The 16,618-nt window shown below is 62.7% G+C and carries 13 protein-coding genes; 10 read left to right on the top strand and 3 right to left on the bottom strand.

Going from position 1 to position 16,618, the window contains the following annotated elements:
* Nucleotides 1-29 precede the first annotated feature (29 nt).
* Nucleotides 30-3,653 carry an indolepyruvate ferredoxin oxidoreductase family protein gene (locus FH061_RS12945; RefSeq protein ID WP_151636238.1) on the bottom strand — a complete coding sequence of 1,208 codons (3,624 nt, stop codon included), beginning with the start codon at nucleotides 3,651-3,653 and terminating at the stop codon, nucleotides 30-32.
* A 100-nt stretch (nucleotides 3,654-3,753) separates the two neighbouring features.
* On the opposite strand from FH061_RS12945, the gene FH061_RS12940 reads away from it, so the two are divergent.
* The 3 genes from FH061_RS12940 (at nucleotide 3,754) to FH061_RS12930 (ending at nucleotide 8,227) form a co-directional block, all read left to right on the top strand.
* Entirely contained in the window at nucleotides 3,754-4,659 is a 906-nt protein-coding gene (locus tag FH061_RS12940; RefSeq protein WP_151636237.1) for a LysR substrate-binding domain-containing protein, read from the top strand.
* A 260-nt stretch (nucleotides 4,660-4,919) separates the two neighbouring features.
* Complete coding sequence (locus FH061_RS12935; RefSeq protein ID WP_192805049.1) at nucleotides 4,920-5,258, top strand: four-helix bundle copper-binding protein; 339 nt, start codon at nucleotides 4,920-4,922, stop codon at nucleotides 5,256-5,258.
* A gap of 173 nt (nucleotides 5,259-5,431) precedes the next feature.
* Nucleotides 5,432-8,227, top strand: a complete 2,796-nt coding sequence (locus FH061_RS12930) for a bifunctional diguanylate cyclase/phosphodiesterase (protein WP_225984640.1) — start codon at nucleotides 5,432-5,434, stop codon at nucleotides 8,225-8,227.
* 157 nt (nucleotides 8,228-8,384) lie between these two features.
* Here the strand turns inward: FH061_RS12930 and FH061_RS12925 are convergent, their stop codons facing one another.
* Complete coding sequence (locus FH061_RS12925) at nucleotides 8,385-9,089, bottom strand: GntR family transcriptional regulator (protein WP_151636236.1); 705 nt, start codon at nucleotides 9,087-9,089, stop codon at nucleotides 8,385-8,387.
* 273 nt (nucleotides 9,090-9,362) lie between these two features.
* On the opposite strand from FH061_RS12925, the gene FH061_RS12920 reads away from it, so the two are divergent.
* The 7 genes from FH061_RS12920 (at nucleotide 9,363) to FH061_RS12895 (ending at nucleotide 15,803) form a co-directional block, all read left to right on the top strand.
* Nucleotides 9,363-10,607, top strand: coding sequence for an allantoate amidohydrolase (locus FH061_RS12920; protein WP_151636235.1), 1,245 nt, complete (start codon nucleotides 9,363-9,365; stop codon nucleotides 10,605-10,607).
* Nucleotides 10,608-10,732: 125 nt separating this feature from the next.
* Nucleotides 10,733-12,358 (top strand): HAL/PAL/TAL family ammonia-lyase, encoded by a 1,626-nt coding sequence (locus FH061_RS12915; protein WP_151636234.1) that lies wholly within the window; start codon nucleotides 10,733-10,735, stop codon nucleotides 12,356-12,358.
* Nucleotides 12,359-12,629: 271 nt separating this feature from the next.
* Nucleotides 12,630-13,352 (top strand): Crp/Fnr family transcriptional regulator, encoded by a 723-nt coding sequence (locus tag FH061_RS12910; protein WP_151636233.1) that lies wholly within the window; start codon nucleotides 12,630-12,632, stop codon nucleotides 13,350-13,352.
* Nucleotides 13,353-13,377: 25 nt separating this feature from the next.
* A complete protein-coding gene (locus FH061_RS12905; protein WP_151636232.1) occupies nucleotides 13,378-13,815 on the top strand; it encodes an AAA family ATPase in 438 nt (145 codons plus the stop codon).
* Nucleotides 13,816-13,934: 119 nt separating this feature from the next.
* Nucleotides 13,935-14,093 (top strand): hypothetical protein, encoded by a 159-nt coding sequence (locus FH061_RS30455; RefSeq protein WP_192805048.1) that lies wholly within the window; start codon nucleotides 13,935-13,937, stop codon nucleotides 14,091-14,093.
* Nucleotides 14,094-14,166: 73 nt separating this feature from the next.
* Nucleotides 14,167-15,090, top strand: coding sequence for an alpha/beta fold hydrolase (locus tag FH061_RS12900; RefSeq protein ID WP_151636231.1), 924 nt, complete (start codon nucleotides 14,167-14,169; stop codon nucleotides 15,088-15,090).
* 14 nt (nucleotides 15,091-15,104) lie between these two features.
* On the top strand, nucleotides 15,105-15,803 hold the full coding sequence (locus tag FH061_RS12895) for a methyltransferase family protein (RefSeq protein WP_151636230.1): 699 nt from the start codon (nucleotides 15,105-15,107) through the stop codon (nucleotides 15,801-15,803).
* Here the strand turns inward: FH061_RS12895 and FH061_RS12890 are convergent.
* Nucleotides 15,753-16,559, bottom strand: a complete 807-nt coding sequence (locus FH061_RS12890) for a hypothetical protein (protein WP_225984639.1) — start codon at nucleotides 16,557-16,559, stop codon at nucleotides 15,753-15,755. The two genes, FH061_RS12895 and FH061_RS12890, sit on opposite strands and share 51 nt — an antisense overlap.
* Nucleotides 16,560-16,618: the final 59 nt, after the last annotated feature.

The following is a 16,618-nucleotide window of genomic DNA, read 5'->3' as shown; positions in this document are numbered from 1 at the left end:
TGCCCGTGCGCCCGCCGCCGATTGATCAATTACGCCGCGTGCGCGGTCGTCGTTCCCTTTGCCGCCGGCGCGTCGAACTCCTTCAGCAGCGCCGCTTCCTTTTCCCGCGCCGCCTTCAGATGCCTTTCCTTCACATGGCCGAAGCCGCGAATGGCGTCCGGAATGCTGGCGATCGCGGTTGCCGTCGCCAGGTTGTCCGGCGTCAGTTTCGGCAGCAATGCCGCGACCGTCTGCCTGTACTGGCCGATCAGCGCACGCTCGGTCTTGCGTTCCTCGGTATAGCCGAACACATCGAGCGCCGTGCCGCGCAAGACCTTCATCTTCGCAAGCATGCCGAAGGCCTTCAGCATCCACGGGCCGTATTCCTTCTTGATCAGGTGGCCTTCGGCGTCGCGCTTGGCCAGCAGGGGCGGGGCGAGATGGAACTTGATCTTGTAATCGCCTTCGAACATGCCGTCGATCTTGGCCTTGAATGCGGTGTCGGCATGCAGGCGCGCGACTTCGTACTCGTCCTTGTAGGCCATCAGCTTGTACAGGTAATGGGCGACCGCGCTGGTCAGCTTGTGCGACTTGTCGCCGGCGGCATTGCGCTCCGCCGTCCGCACCTGCTCGACGAACTCCCGATACTGCTGGGCGTAGGCGGCATTCTGGTACTTGGTCAGGTAATCGACGCGCGCGGCGATCACATCGTCGAGCGAAGGCGAACGCTTGAATTCGATCACCTGCGCCGCCGTGTCGTCGACCTTGGCAAGACGCGCGACCGCGGCCCAATCATGCGCCGCATTGCGGCCCCAGATGAAGGCTTGCTTGTTGAAGTCCACCGAGACGCCGTTGAGTTCGATCGCCCTGATCACGGCGGCTTCGGACAGCGGCACCCAACCCTTCTGCCAGACATAGCCGAGCATGAACATGTTGGTGGCGATGCTGTCGCCCATCAGTGCGGTGGCCACCTTGCCGGCATCGACGAAATCGACGTTGTCGCTGCCGCAGGCATTGCGGATGTCGGCTTCGACCGCCTGCCCCGGGAATTTCCAGTCGGGGTTCTTGACGAAGGCGGCGGTCGGGCTGCCGGTACCGTTGACCGCGGCATGGGTGCGTCCTTCGCCCATGCGCGACAAGGCATCGCGGCTGCCGGTGACGATCATGTCGCAGCCGATCACGAGGTCGGCCGCGCCGGTGCCGACGCGGGTCGAATGGATCTTGTCCGGACTGTCGGCCAGGCGCACATGCGACATCACCGGGCCGCCCTTCTGCGCCAGGCCGCTCATGTCGAGCACCGAGCAGCCCTTGCCTTCGACGTGCGCCGCCATCGCCAGGATCTGGCCGACGGTGACGACGCCGGTGCCGCCGATGCCGGTGACGAGAATGCCGAACGGCTCGGCCGTGGTCGGCAGCGCTGGATACGGCAGGTTGCTGCCGTCGAGGATCGGCAGCTTCTTCGCGCCGGCATCCTGGGCAACGGCGGCTTTCTTCGGCTTCTTCAGCTGGCCGCCTTCGACGGTGACGAAGCTCGGGCAAAAACCCTTGACGCAGGAAAAATCCTTGTTGCAGGACGACTGGTTGATCTGGCGCTTGCGGCCGAACTCGGTTTCCAGCGGCTCGATCGACAGGCAGTTCGACTGCACGCTGCAGTCGCCGCAGCCTTCGCACACGGCTTCATTGATGACGGCGCGCTTGGCCGGATCGGGATAGCCGGGCTTGCCGTCCTTGCCGATTTTTTTCCGGCGGCGGCGTTTCTCCGAAGCGCAGGTCTGGTCGTAGATCATGGCGGATACGCCCTTGACCTCGCGCAGTTCCTTCTGCACCGCATCGAGTTCGTCGCGATGGCGGATGGTCACGCCCGGCGCCCAGTTGACGCCGGCCGGATACTTCTCCGGCTCGTCGGTGACGACGATGATGGGATGCACGCCTTCGGCCGCGATCTGGCGCGAGATGGTGGCCGGATCGAGCGGGCCGTCGAAGGTTTGGCCGCCGGTCATGGCGACCGCGTCGTTGAACAGGATCTTGTAGGTCATGTTGACCTTGGCCGAGACCGCGGCGCGGATCGCCAGCAGGCCGGAATGGAAATAGGTGCCGTCGCCGAGGTTGGCGAAGACATGCTTTTCGCTGGTGAACGGCGCATGGCCGACCCAGGTCACGCCTTCGGCGCCCATGTGGGTGAAGGTGGAAGTCTGGCGGTCCATCCACAGCACCATGTAATGGCAGCCGATGCCGGCCAGCGCGCGGCTGCCTTCCGGCACCTTGGTCGATGTGTTGTGCGGGCAACCCGAGCAGAAATGCGGGATGCGGTCCTTGTTCGGATCGGGCTTGCCGCTGCCGACCTTGAGCACTGCCTCTTTCGCTTCGAGGTAGGCGATGCGCTCCTTGACGCGCTGCTCGATCGGATGGCCGGAGAAATATTTCGAGATGCGCGCCGCGATGGCGCGCGCGATCTGCGCCGGGTTCAGTTCATAGGTCGCCGGCAGCAGCCAGTTGCCATGGCCTTCGCGGTGGTTGCCGCTCCATTCGCCGGTGTCGTCGAACTTGCCGACCACGCGCGGGCGCACGTCGTCGCGCCAGTTGTAGAGCTCTTCCTTGAGCTGGTATTCCAGGATCTGCCGCTTTTCCTCGACCACCAGGATTTCCTCCAGGCCCTGCGCGAAGTGGCGTACGCCTTCGGCTTCGAGCGGCCAAGTCATGCCGATCTTGTAGAGGCGGATGCCGATCTCGCGGGCGACGCCTTCATCAATGCCGAGGTCGTCGAGCGCCTGGCGGGTGTCGAGATAGGACTTGCCGGCGGTAACGATGCCGATGCGGGCGCGCGGGCTGTCCCAGATGATCTGGTTGAGCTTGTTGGCGCGCACATAGGCCAGCGCCGCATACCACTTGTAATTGTTCATCCGCGCTTCCTGGTCGAGCACGGCATCCGGATAGCGGATGTTGAGCCCGCCGGGAGGCAGTTCGAAGTCTTCGGGAATGACGATGTTGACGCGCTCCGGCGCGAGGTCGACCGAGGCGCCGGATTCGACGATGTCGGTCACGCATTTCATCGAGACCCACAGGCCGGTATAGCGCGACAGCGCCCAGCCGTGCAGGCCGTAATCGAGATATTCCTGCACGGAAGACGGATAGAGCACCGGGATGCCGCAAGCCTTGAGTATGTGCTCGCTCTGGTGGGCGGTGGTGGAGGATTTGGCCGCATGGTCGTCGCCGGCCAGCACCAGCACGCCGCCATGCTTGTCGGTGCCCGCCATGTTGGCATGCTTGAAGACGTCGCCGCAGCGGTCCACGCCGGGGCCCTTGCCGTACCACATGGAGAATACGCCGTCGTACTTGGCGTCGGGGAAGAGATTGACCTGCTGCGTGCCCCAGACCGCCGTGGCCGCGAGATCCTCGTTCATTCCCGGATGAAACTGCACATGATGCTGCTCAAGATACTTCTTCGCCTTCATGGCGGTCATGTCGACGTTGCCGAGCGGCGAACCGCGGTAGCCGGTGATATAGCCGGCGGTGTTCAGGCCGGCCGCCACGTCGCGCTGGCGCTGCATCATCGGCAGGCGGATCAGCGCCTGCGTGCCGGTGATGAAGGCGCGTCCGCGCTCCAGCGTGAATTTGTCGTCCAGGGAAATGTTGTCGAGCAGCTTGCGCTGATCCGATGTCAGGGGTGCGTTCATCGCTAATGTCTCCATCCTTTTTGGGGCTGTAAGTTCAGTATAGTAATCCCGCAAGCTATCGTAAAATCACAAATACACAACTCTGGTATTCGAAATTCACATGGCGGAAAATGTCACTCTCAGGCAGCTGCGTTATTTCGTCGCCGCGGCGCGCACCGGGCAGTTCTCGATGGCGGCAAGCAATGAACATGTCTCCCAGTCAGCCATCACCAATGCCGTCCTCGCGCTGGAACAGCAGCTCGGCGTGCGCCTGTTCGACCGGCTGCCGCAGGGCGTCGCGCTGACCGCCGACGGCGAGGATTTCTTCCATCACGCGCGCCATATCCTTGATTCGGTGCGTGATGCAATGCACAAGCCGCGCTTCCGCGCCAACAACCTGCGCGGCACGGTCCGCGTCGCCGCGTCGTACACGGTGCTCGGCTATTTCCTGCCGGAGCTGCTGGCGCGCTTTCGAGCCAGTTATCCCGATGTGGAAATCGATCTGCGCGACATGGACAGGCCGGGCATCGAGGAGGCGGTGAGCAAGGGCGAAGTGGAGCTGGGCGTGGCGATCCTGTCCAACGTGCAGAAACTCAACCGTTTCGGACATGCCATCCTGGTTCGTTCGAGACGCCAGTTGTGGATGGCGCCGGAACATCCGCTCGCGCAACTCGCCTCTCCTTCGCTCAAGGATATCGCGCAGCACCCTTACATCCTGGTGACTGCCGACGAAGCCGAGGCCTCCACCTTCGCCTACTGGAAATCCAAGCGCCTGAAACCGAACATCGTGTTCCGCACCAGTTCCATCGAGGCGGTGCGCGGACTTGTGGCCCACGGTTTCGGCGTAACGGTATTGTCGGACATGGTATTCCGCCCCTGGTCGCTGGAAGGCAAGCGCATCGAGGCGCGGCCGATTTTCGACGTGGTGCCGCACATGGAAGCCGGCGTCCTGTGGCGGCAAGGCGTCGCGCTGAGTGCGCCGGCCGAAGCGCTGCAGCAATTCTTGCTGCATGCCTACGGCTCCTGAAGCCGGAATGCTGTCTTCACCGGTTCGCGATTGCCGATGACGATTGCGAAATGCACATTGCGAAGTGCATGCGGAGGGTCTCGCAGCAATGCGGCGGTGCAAACAATTTTGAAGTGAGCGCAGCCGTGAAGCTGGCCGTGAACCTTTTACGGTGAAAAGTACCTATCAACTTGTTAACTCTTTCATGCCGCGGCCTTGCAGACATTTGCGAAGCATGTGTACTGCCCGGCCGGCATTGTCACGTGATAAGGAGAATGAGCATGGCCCAAGCAATGAGTCCCGAAATGAAGCAGTGCCTTGACAACTGTCTGGCATGTCACCGCCTCTGCACCGAAACCGCGGCCCATGTCCTGCATGGCGGCCATGTGCACAGCGAGGCAAAGCATCTGGTGGCGCTGCTTGACTGCGCGCAAATCTGCCTGGTGCATGCCGACTTCATGACGCGCCGCTCGCCGCATCACATGCACCTTGCCAAGGAATGCGCGGAAATCTGCAATGCCTGCGCCGCCCTTTGCGAAGAGCATGCCGATCCCGATGGCGAGATGGCCCGTTGCGCGGAAGCCTGCCGAACCTGTGCCGCCAGCTGCTCGGCAATGTGACATCTTTGCAACCGTTTCCTTTCGCTCAAGCAATTTCGCAGAAGAAAGCGCAAGGCTTGTTGCGCAAACTCCATGCCATGGCGCGCAAGTGCGCCAACATCGAAGCGCATCCAGTATGATGGCAAAAAAACAAGCACCGCTTCAGGGAGCATTGCAAGGGATACGCAGCATTCATGTCGCATCAAAACCGCATGCGCTCGCCTGGTCTGGCCGCGGCAGCCACCTTCATCCTCGGCCTCATCACGACAATCGCGCTATTTGTCTTTACCTTCGAACTCGAGAGCGACAAGGCGAATCTGGATTTCCGCAGGCGAGCGGAAAGTTATATTGCCGACGTGCAGCAAGGAGTCGGCGATGCCATTGCCAGCCTGCAGGCAGTCAACCAACTGTTTGCGGCGGTAGGCGAAGTCACGCGCGAAGAATTCCAGACCTTCACCCTTCCGCTACTCGAGCGGCAGCCCTATATTGAAGGCTTCACCTATCACCGCTTTGTAACGGCAGCGGAACGCAGGCGTTTCGAATCCTCGATGCGCCGCGTCTTTCCGGGATATCAGATCACCGAATTCAAGGATCGCGGTTTCGTCCCGGCCGGCACGCGCGACATCTACCTGCCGACCGTCTATATCGCACCGCAGGAAAACAATGACATCCGCATCGGCAACGATGCACTGTTCAACCCGCAGCGCGCCGCCGCTACCTGGCGCGCTGTGGAAAGCGGCAAGCCGTCGGCCACGGGCATCGTGCAGCTGCTCATGGCGGATTCCCGCGAACCCACATTTTTCGTGATCATGCCGCTGTATCGCAGGGACATGCCGCTAGGCTCGGCGGAGGACCGCCGGCGCGCCATGTTCGGCGTGACGCAGGCGGTCTTCAATTCGAAGAGCCTGGTGGGCAAGATTCTCGGCAAGGAAGCGCTGTCGATGCCGGGGATAGACATCAGCATCTCGGCGGCAGTATCGCCGCAGGACAAGCATCTCGCCTTCCAGCATCATGCTGCCGAGGAAGGGCCGGATGAACCGCAGGCGGGCCTCCTGCGCAGGGTGCTGGAGCCGCCGATGCTGGTCAGCGAATCCTTCGACGTGGGCGGCACGGCCTGGCATGTGCAGGTGTCGGGCAACTCGTCGACCTTCATCTACAGCCATCGCGGTTCGCTGCTGGTGCTGCTGTTCGGCATGCTGATAACCCTGTTCGCGGCGAACAATCGCCGGGCCGCGGCCAACCGGGAACGGAAAATCGAACGCCTCGTGGAGCAGCGCACCGCGGAGCTGCGGCTCGCAAGCGAGGACCTGCAGCTGCGCCAGAGCGCGATCGAAGCCAGTGCCAATGCGATCATCATCGTTTCGGCGCGCCGCCCGCATTTTTCAATCGAGTATGTCAATCCTGCGTTTGAACGGATCTCCGGCTACGACGCCGATGATGTCGTCGGCAAACCGTTCGCGCTATTGGCCCGCACGGGCGAGGACCAGCCCGGCCTCGCCGACCTGCGTGCCGCGCTGCATGCGGGCACGCAGTCCCATGCCATCGTGTCGCAGCACCGGCGCGACGGCTCGCAATTCTGGAGCGACGTGTATGTGGCACCGGTAGCCATCGATAACGGCAGCGTCAGCCACTTCGTGATCACGCAGTACGACATCACCGAGATGCGGCGTTATCAGGATGAGCTGGAGTTCCAGGCCAATTACGACCTGCTGACCGGCATCGCCAACCGCAACCTGCTGCGCGACCGGGTCACGCAGGCGCTGACGATGGCGGCGCGCCATGGCGAACTGGTGTGCGTGGCCTTCATGGATATCGACCGCTTCAAGTTCGTCAACGACAGCATGGGCCACCGCGCCGGCGACCTGGTGCTCAAGACCATCGCCTCCCGCCTCAAGCGCGCGGTGCGCGATACCGATACCGTGGCACGCTACGGCGGCGACGAGTTCGTGCTGGTGCTGCCCGAGTCCGAAGACGTGGCCGAATCGGCCAAGGTGGTGCAGCGGGTGATGCAGGCGCTGGCCCGTCCGGTGCCGGTGGACGGCAAGGATTTCTTCCCGACCTGCAGCGTCGGCATTGCGGTGTATCCAACCGACGGCGAGGATTTCGAAACCCTGCTCACGCACGCCGACATCGCGATGTACAGCGCCAAGGAAAAGGGACGCAACAATTTCCAGTTCTACGCGCCGCGCATGCATGAACGCGCCGCCAAGCGCCTGCGGCTGGAAGGCGACCTGCGGCGCGCGCTGGAGCGGCAGGAACTGCTGCTGTACTACCAGCCTCAGGTGGACGTCAACACCGGGCGCGTGGTCGGCGCCGAGACGCTGATCCGCTGGCAGCATCCGGAACTCGGCCTGATTCCGCCATCCGACTTCGTGGCGCTGGCCGAGGAAACCGGACTGATCGGCGCCATCGGCGAGTGGGTGTTGCGCACCGCCTGCAGCCAGGCAAGGAAATGGGAGCAGGCCGGACTGGGACAACTGCGCATCGCGATCAATCTGTCGGCGCGCCAGTTCAGCCAGCCTAACCTGGTACGCACGATCCAGAACACGCTGGCCGAAAGCGGGCTCGATCCGAGCAACCTGGAACTGGAAATTACCGAAAGCACGGTGATGGTGGATGTGCAGCACACCATCCGCACATTGCACGAGCTGAAGAACATCGATGTCCACCTGTCGATCGACGATTTCGGCACGGGCTTTTCCAGCCTGTCGTATCTGAAGCAGTTCCCCATAGACGTGCTCAAGGTCGACCAGTCCTTCGTGCGGGATCTCACCACCGACCCGGACAATGCGATGATCGTGATGTCAGTCATCTCGCTTGCGCACAACCTGCGCCTGCAAGTCATCGCGGAAGGCGTGGAAACCGTGGAACAGCTCAACTACCTGAAGGAAAACAAGTGCGACCAGGTGCAGGGCTATTACTTCAGCAAGCCGCTGCCGGCCGACAAGTTCGAACGCTTCCTGCAGCAGGATCTGCCCGCGGAGGCATGAAGAGACCGGCTTGCGGGCTGACTATCGGCGCGATGTTCACGCGACGTCCGCGAATGGCAGGGCACTTTCTCTCGACAGCATCACTGCCCACTGCCTGAATTCAATTCTGTAAAGCGCGGTGGCGTATGGCCGTGATTTCGCGCAGGCTTGGCAGATCTCAGGCCAGCAGCACCGAGACCAGATCCTTCCTGCTGTCTTCCACGCTCTTGTCGAAATGCAGGGCGGACTCGACATGATCGAGATGTTCAAGGATCAGCTTGACGGCGCGGTCCACCTTTCCGGCCTTGGCCGCCTCGAGGAATTCCATGTGTTCGTCCGATGAGCAGACCGCGTCGAGATCGGACTGGTAGAGCATGGTGATGAGCGAACTGCGCGCCACCAGTTCCTTGAGAATTTCGGTCAGGACCTGGTTGCCGACCACTTCGGCCAGCAGCACATGGAAGTCGCCCAGCAGCTGCGAGCGGGCTTTCGAATCCCTGCCGCTGATGGCGGCGCGTTCCGCCTTGAGATGCTTTTCCAGCATCCGGTAATCGGCCGGCTTCGCCTTGGCGATGAATTCCCTGGCCATCGCCGCCTCAAGAATGCGGCGTGTGGCGAAGATCTCGCGCGCCTCGGTCTCGGTAGGCTGGCTGACGAAGGCGCCACGGTCGGGAATGATGTTGATCAGCTTGTCCTTGGACAAGGTCAGGAGCGCTGCCCGAATCTTGGTGCGGCTGACGGAATACAGGCGCGACAGCGCTTCCTCGCGCAGCTTGGTGCCGGGCGGCAGCTGGCGCGCGGCGATGGCGGCGGCGATGTCTTCGGCGATTTCATTGGCGCTTTTCGCTGCGGCCGGTTCTTCTTCTGTACGTGGCTTAACCATAAAGGGACGAAAACAAGTCAATCAGGCGACGCGAGCTTAACATGAAAGCAACATTGCGCCGCTTCAGGCAACCCGCCGCATACCCTGGATGCACTGTATTAGAGCATTACCCGGGCGACCGGCAATATGCCGTCGCTTATAGATAATATAGCAGTCGGCAGTCCAGGCACACCGATTTTGCGCAAAGTTTTTGTATACAATGTTTGAATACGATATTATACTTTTCAACAGTTGGAGACGGGGCATGTACCCGGCAGCGCACAAGGAGAAACCATGAATCATGCAGGCAGTACCGGAGCAATCATCATGCGCTGGGCCGACGAGCTGGCGGGCCATAGCGAGGCGGAAGGCATGCTCACCCGCACCTACCTTACCGCCGCCCATGCCGGGGCCGCCGAACAGCTGTCGCAGTGGATGCGCGAGGCCGGCATGAGCGTGCGGCGCGATGCCGCCGGCAATGTGATCGGCCGCTACGAGGGCACGGCTCCCGGAGCGCCGGCATTGCTGACCGGTTCCCACTTCGATACGGTGCGCGACGCCGGCAAATACGACGGCAATCTCGGCATCCTGCTGCCGATCGCGTGCATCGCGGAATGGAACAAGGCCGGCAGGCGCTTTCCGTTTGCGATCGAGGTGATCGGCTTCGCCGAGGAAGAAGGCGTGCGCTTCAAGGCGACCCTGCTGGGCAGCCGCGCGATCGCCGGCAGCTTCGACTACGGCGTGCTCGACAAGCGCGACGGCAACGACCAGACCATGCGCCAGGTGATGCATGCGGCCGGCTTTAATCCCGACGAGCTTCCGCGCGCCGCCTACCAGCGCGAGAAGGTGCTCGGCTTCATGGAAGTGCATATCGAACAGGGGCCGGTGCTGCTCGACGAAAACCTCCCGGTCGGCGTGGTGACCGCGATTTCCGGCGCCAGCCGCTTCCTGGTGCAGGCCACCGGCCTTGCCGGGCATGCCGGCACGGTGCCGATGAGCCTGCGCCGCGACGCGGCGATGACGGCCGCTGAAATCGGCTTGTATATCGAGAAGCGCTGCTCCGGCATTGCGGGCCTGGTCGGCACCGTCGGCCAGCTGGAAGTGCCGAACGGCGCCGCCAACGTGGTGCCGGGCAAGGCCGTGTTCACCATAGATATCCGCGCCGAGACCGACGCGGTGCGCGAGGCGGCGGTGAGCGATGTGATCAATGAAATGCAGGCCATCGGCGCGCGCCGCAAGGTCAGCCTGGACATCAACCGCACCCATGAGGCGAAGAGCGTGCCCTGCGCCGGCTGGCTGCAGGAACAATTGGGCGCCGCGATTACCCAGGCCGGCCTGCCGGTGCGCCACCTGCCTTCCGGCGCCGGCCATGATGCAATGGCCATCGCCAGCCTGACCGATGTGGCGATGCTGTTCGTCCGCTGCGGCAATGGCGGCATCAGCCACCATCCGGATGAAATCATGACGGCCGAAGATGCGGACATCGCGGCCCGGGTATTCGCCGGCTTCGTCGAAAACTTCAAGGTTCGCAACCGCTAGAGCGTTCTCGCCCTGACCGGCCTGGCTGAGCCGAAGGCTGAGGCGGAAGCAGGCCAGGGTGAAACCGTTCTCATCCAATTCCGGCGCAATGCGCCTCACAAACCCAACGTTACACGGTGACCATCATGACAACAATTCTTATCGACGGTTTCAATCTCACAGCGGAACAGGTGGTTGCCATTGCACGCGATCCGAGCGTGAAGGTCGATCTCGCCCAGTCTTCCCGCGCCGCGCTCAAGGAGAGCCGCGACTATATCGAAGCGACCTGGATGCACGATGAAGCGCCGATGATGTACAGCTTCAACACCGGCGTCGGCCTGCTCAAGGACACCCGCATCAAGGTCGAGCACATCGAACTGTTCCAGACCCAGCTGATCAAGGCGCATGCCGCCGGCATGGGCGAGCCCTTCTCCGAGGAAGTCAGCCGCGCCACCATGCTGCTGCGCGCCAACGCCTTCGCCAGCAACTATTCGGCGCCGCGCGTGGAAGTGGTGGACCGCCTGCTGGCCTTCATCAATGCCGGCATCCATCCGCTGATGCCGCAGAAGGGCTCGGTCGGCGCCTCCGGCGACCTGGCGCCGCTGGCCTATCTCGGCGCCGCCATTGCCGGCTTCGAGGAAGCGGAAGTCATGTACAAGGGCAAGCGCATGAGCGCGCCGCAGGCGATTACCGAGTCCGGCGTCGGTCCGGTCAAGTTCGACCTCAAGGCCAAGGATGCATCGGCGCTGATCAACGGCTGCACGGTATCGCTCGCCGTCGCCGTGCTGGCCGCGCATGATTCGCGCAACCTGCTGTCGGATGCCTGCCTGTCGCTCGGCCTGACGCTGGAAGCGATGCGCGCCGAAATGTCGGCCTTCGACGACCGCATCCACCAGGCCCGCCCGCATGTCGGCCAGATCAAGACCGCGGCCATCATGCGCAACCTGCTCAAGGGCTCCACCCGTACCACGCATGAAGCGCGCGCCGTGCAGTTCCCGGAAGAGCTGCGCCGCACCGACATTCCCTACACGCCGCGCATCCAGGATGTGTACTCGCTGCGCTGCGCGCCGCAGGTCTACGGCCCGGTCTTCGATGCGCTCGACTATATCGACACCATCGTATCGCGCGAGATCAATTCCGCGACCGACAATCCGCTGATCTTCTCGAAGGACGGCGGCGGCTTCGAGATCATTTCCGGCGGCAACTTCCACGGCCAGTATCTGGCGCAGGCCATGGACCTGCTGGCGATGGCCGTCACCGATCTCGGCAGCATCGTCGAGCGCCGCGTCAACCGCCTGATCGATCCGACCCTGTCGTGGGGCCTGCCGCGCAACCTGATGACCGGCATTCGCGGCGTCAATACCGGCTATCCGGTGGTGCAGTGCTCGATGAGCGCGCTGGTGATGGAGAACCGCACGCTGTGCATGCCGGGCAGCGTCGACAGCATCCCGGCCAAGGGAAACAGCGAAGACCATATCTCCAATTCGACCTGGTGCGCACGCAAGGCGGCGACCGTGATCGAGAACACCCAGTACATCGTCGGCGTAGAGATGCTGTTTGCGGCGCAGGGCCTGACCATGACCGAGCCGCTGCTGCCCGGCTTCGTGCTCGGCCAGGGCACGCAGGCCGCGTATGACGAGATTCGCCGCCAGATCCCGGCCTGCCTGGAAGGCGACCGCTGGTTCCACAACGATATCCAGATCGCGCGCTCCTTCATTACCACCGGTTCGGTACGGGCTGCGGTCGAGAAGAAGCTGGGCAAGTTCGTCTGAGCCTGTCAGATTCAGACAGTCAGGGAAACAGTCAAGGCGTAAAGAGTACCTGCGTTTGACGGGCGGGCCGCAAGGTTCGCCCTTTTTTATTTGGCGTCGTTCTTCATCCTACCTGTCGGCAAGACAGGCATGTCATGCATGGCCATATGCTTTGCCTTGCCTTGGCCCAACTTCATCCGTTCCACTCCGGCAGCCTGGCAAACTTTGCGGCGGTTGACTTGTCGTAGCCAGTGAAACCTTGTCAACCTTTCACTTTTGCCCGGAGGCTTTCATGACGCATGTTCCGCAGTCGAGGCAGGAGTGCCGGAATTCATTGCTGGCCATGCTGCCCGACGAAGCGTATCAGCAGCTTGTCGCCGACCTCGAATACATACCAACCCCCTTGCATTTCAGGCTGTTCGAACGGGACGGCCCTATCCGGCATGCCTATTTCCCGCTGACCGGCGAGCACTCCATCCTGACCACCATGGCCAACGGCTCCACGATTGAAGTCGGCACCGTCGGCCACGAGGGGTTTTCCTCCATTGACCTGCTTGCAGGCAACGGCACCGCCGTCACCTCTACCGTCTGCCAGATTCCGGGAGAGGCCCTGCGCATGAGCTCGGAACGATTTCTCGCATTGACGGCGGGCGACACGCCCTTGCGCAGGCTGTGCCTGCGTTACCTGCAAGCCTATCTTGCGCAAGTCTCGCAATCGGTGGCTTGCAACGCGTTGCATTCGGTCGAACAGCGGTTTGCGCGCTGGGTACTGATGAGCCATGACCGCATGCACCATGCCTCTTTCCAGCTCACGCATGAATATCTCGCTTCCATGCTCGGCGTTCACCGTCCCAGCGTCACGCTGGTTGCCGGCAAGTTGCAGGACCAGGGATTGATCGAATACAAGCGCGGCGTCATCACCGTGCTCGACCGGCCCGGGCTTGAACAGGCAAGCTGCGAATGCTACGACATCGTCAGGCAACAATTCCTGCGCCTGCTCGGCGAGGCGAAATGAAGTCATCTGCAGCGGCACGGCATCCATGGAAATGCTCCTGTTCATCGGCATCCAGGCCAGCGGCAAGAGCACGTTTTACCGGCAGCATTTCTTCGATACGCATGTGCGCATCAGCCTCGATCTGCTGAAGACCCGGCACCGCGAGGCACTGTTCCTGCAAGCCTGCCTGTCCAGCCGGCAGCGCTTCGTCGTCGACAATACCAATCCCGCACGCGAAGACAGGACCCGTTATATCGAAGCGGCAAGGAAAGCCCGCTTTCGCGTGATCGGCTACTTCTTCGAACCCGATCCCGCCGCCTCCGAGAAGCGCAATGCGCAGCGGGATGGAAAGCATGTCGTTCCCCCGGCGGGCCTGTTCGGCACGCTCAAGCGCCTGCAGCGGCCGATGATGGATGAAGGCTTCGACGAGCTTTACCTGGTGCGCATGCTGGAGGGGAGCTTCGAGGTCGAGCGGCAGGCGTAGCGGAACTCGCCCGCCTTCCGATTGCCTACTGAATGCACTTGCGCTCGCCGGGCGGACCTTGATGACCTGCCTTGCGGAATGCTGCGCGATTGCAACCATTGAATCAGGAGGATGCCGACATGAAAATGAGAAAGCGCAAACGCATGATTTACATGCGACTGTTCATCGGACTGCAAGTCGCGGCCCTGATCGCGGAACTGGAAAACATGGCCGAAGACTTGCGCGACGCCCTGAAGGAAAGCGATCCGCACTATACAAAGGCGGAAGTCGAGGTATGAGGCTGCGCGCTCCGGGCAAGCTGCGTGGCGAACCGCGGCGGCGCGCGGCTTTTCCTGCAAGGCATCGCCGGTGATGCGAACCCCGATCCGCCACGAACGCATAGACTGCGCTGGCGTTTTCCTGCACGCGGAGGTGAGCGGAGACGGTCCGCCGGTCATCCTGCTGCACGGCTTTCCGGAAAACCGCCATGTCTGGCGATTCCAGATCGAGCCCCTGGTCGCCGCCGGCTTTTCGGTCTGGGCGCCCAACCTGCGCGGCTATCCGCCTTCCGACGTCCCGCCCCGGCGCGAGGACTATCATCTGCGTTTTCTGGCGCAAGATGTCGCCTGCATCGTCAAGGCTACCGGCCATCCGCGTGCCGTGGTGGCGGGACACGACTGGGGCGGCGTCATTGCCTGGGCTTTCGCCGGCGCCTATCCCGAGCTGCTCGACCGGCTGATCATCCTGAACGCACCCCACATGCAGATCTATGCGGAAAAAGCCTGGCGGACATCGCAAGCGGTGCGCAGCCTGTACGCCGCCTTCTTTCAATTGCCATTCCTGCCGGAGCGCCTGCTGGCCGCGCGCGACTTTCTGGCGGTGAGGCGCATGTTCAAGACCATGCCTTACCGCAAGCCTGCCTTCGATGACGACGAGATCGACGGCTTCGTGCACACGCTGTCGCAGCCGGGGGCATTGAAGGCGGCACTGGATTACTACCGGATCAATGCCCGCCCCGGAGCGATGGCGCTCGCCAGGCATGCGCGCACCGATGCGCCGGTGCTGGTCATCTGGGGCGAGAAGGATCCGTCGCTGGGCGCTTTCCTGCTCGAAGGCTTGCAGCGTTTCGCGCCGCGGGTTCGCATCCATCGGCTGCGCGATGCGGGCCACTGGGCGCCGAACGAAGCGCCGGACGAGGTCAACCGGGCACTGCTCAAGTTCCTGAGCGAAGCCCGGCGCGGCACCGCTCCGGTTTTGGCGCCTTCACCGTCTTCACCGCCCTCGCCAGCCGGATGACGGGAGAGCTTGCCATGCGTACCGTTACCCGGATGGGACTAGCCGCTCTTGCCTTTGCCGCCGTGCACAGCATGCTCGCCACCCGCAGCGCAAAGCGGATCGCCGCCCGATGGCTGGGCGAGCAACGGCGCGATGCGACTTACCGGGTATTCTTCGTCGTCCAGTCGCTCGCCGGCTTCGGCGCACTGCTGGCCTATGGCTCGCGCCTGCCGTCGGATACGCTGTATCGGGTGGAAGGGCCGGGCGCGCTGGCGCTGCGCATCGGCCAGGCGGCGGGCGTGGCCTATCTTCTGGTGGGATTGAAGGAGGTCGGCGTCGCGCAATGGTCAGGCTATGCCAACCTGCAGGCGTGGCGGCAGGGCTTGCCGATACCCCCGGGCCCCGCCGCACAGGGCCCGGAACTGAAGCAGGATGGCGAACTCGGCATCGGCGGCCCTTTCCTGCATAGCCGGCATCCATTGAATTTCGCCGGCATTCCCATCTTCTGGCTGACGCCCCGCATGACAACGCGGCGGCTGGCATTCAACTTGGTCGGCACGCTGTACCTCGTGCTCGGATCGAAGCATGAGGAACTACGGCTGCGGGAGGCTTATGGCGAACCGTACCGGCGCTACATCGAACGGGATGTGCCGTTCTTCTGGCCGGCGATCGATTCGCCCGGCTCAGCCCTGGCCCGGCGCATAGGCCGCGCCCAGCAGCCAGGATACGAATAGCAGGAACACCATCAGCATCGCAAACAGGATGGATACGCGCCGGCCGTCCGCCTTGTTCTCCAGGACCGCGGGGCTGCCGTAGCCCATGCCGATGAGATAGGCCGCGAAGACCGTGGACAGATAATGCACGGCGCCGAACATCTCGCCCAGTTCGCCCTTGCGCGGATGCTCGATCAGCAGATGCGAGAGCAGGACAAGCAGGAGGTAGGCGAACGCCGCCGACAGCGGCGGGAGATACAGGCCGAACGATTCCACCCAGCGCTTGAGGGCCGGCCTGGAACGGGCGAGCAGCGGCAAGATGACGTTATGGGTGATCCCGACAAGGAAGATGAGCTTCACCAGGATGGTTTTGTGAAGGCTGGCACTGCCCAGTGCCAGGTTATGCAGGTTCGTTTCGAACTGCCGGTTGTTCTGGCGGAAGAATTCGGGCGACTCGATCCCCAGCACGCGCTGGAACCAGCTGATTTCCTCCAGCGCGGCCAGTGCGACCAGCAGGCTCAATCCTGCTATGCCGATCACTTCCAGGCGCATCCAGGATGAGCGGGCGGCGCGGTCCACCGCAACGAATCCGAGCAGCAGCGCCAGCACGGAGAAGCACAGGAACTGCATCCACTCGACGAGGCCATCCTCTCCCAGCAGGCGCCACAATGGCGCGGGGTCGGAGCCGGATCCGAGCAGCGCCAGCGCCAGCACCCCGCTATTGATAACGATGGCTGTCGCAATTACCGGATGAAGATAAGGACTAGAACGTTCCACAACACTGCTCCCTTTGAACTTGATTGATATATTGATTGATCCTGAACCCGCTCACTCCA

Origin of the sequence: Noviherbaspirillum aerium (assembly GCF_008929045.1) — a bacterium.
GTDB classification, from domain to species: Bacteria; Pseudomonadota; Gammaproteobacteria; order Burkholderiales; family Burkholderiaceae_D; genus Noviherbaspirillum; species Noviherbaspirillum aerium.
Note: the sequence above shows the minus strand (reverse complement) of the source record. Positions and strands in the feature narration are given on the sequence as shown.

Coding starts and splice junctions, on each gene's coding strand:
- FH061_RS12935 (WP_192805049.1), top strand. CDS start 4,920: ATGGCCCAAGCAATGAGTCCCGAAATGAAGCAGTGCCTTGACAACTGT.
- FH061_RS12900 (WP_151636231.1), top strand. CDS start 14,167: ATGCGAACCCCGATCCGCCACGAACGCATAGACTGCGCTGGCGTTTTC.
- FH061_RS12915 (WP_151636234.1), top strand. CDS start 10,733: ATGACAACAATTCTTATCGACGGTTTCAATCTCACAGCGGAACAGGTG.
- FH061_RS12940 (WP_151636237.1), top strand. CDS start 3,754: ATGGCGGAAAATGTCACTCTCAGGCAGCTGCGTTATTTCGTCGCCGCG.
- FH061_RS12920 (WP_151636235.1), top strand. CDS start 9,363: ATGAATCATGCAGGCAGTACCGGAGCAATCATCATGCGCTGGGCCGAC.
- FH061_RS12945 (WP_151636238.1), bottom strand. CDS start 3,653: ATGAACGCACCCCTGACATCGGATCAGCGCAAGCTGCTCGACAACATT.
- FH061_RS12925 (WP_151636236.1), bottom strand. CDS start 9,089: ATGGTTAAGCCACGTACAGAAGAAGAACCGGCCGCAGCGAAAAGCGCC.
- FH061_RS30455 (WP_192805048.1), top strand. CDS start 13,935: ATGAAAATGAGAAAGCGCAAACGCATGATTTACATGCGACTGTTCATC.
- FH061_RS12930 (WP_225984640.1), top strand. CDS start 5,432: ATGTCGCATCAAAACCGCATGCGCTCGCCTGGTCTGGCCGCGGCAGCC.
- FH061_RS12905 (WP_151636232.1), top strand. CDS start 13,378: ATGGAAATGCTCCTGTTCATCGGCATCCAGGCCAGCGGCAAGAGCACG.
- FH061_RS12910 (WP_151636233.1), top strand. CDS start 12,630: ATGACGCATGTTCCGCAGTCGAGGCAGGAGTGCCGGAATTCATTGCTG.
- FH061_RS12895 (WP_151636230.1), top strand. CDS start 15,105: ATGCGTACCGTTACCCGGATGGGACTAGCCGCTCTTGCCTTTGCCGCC.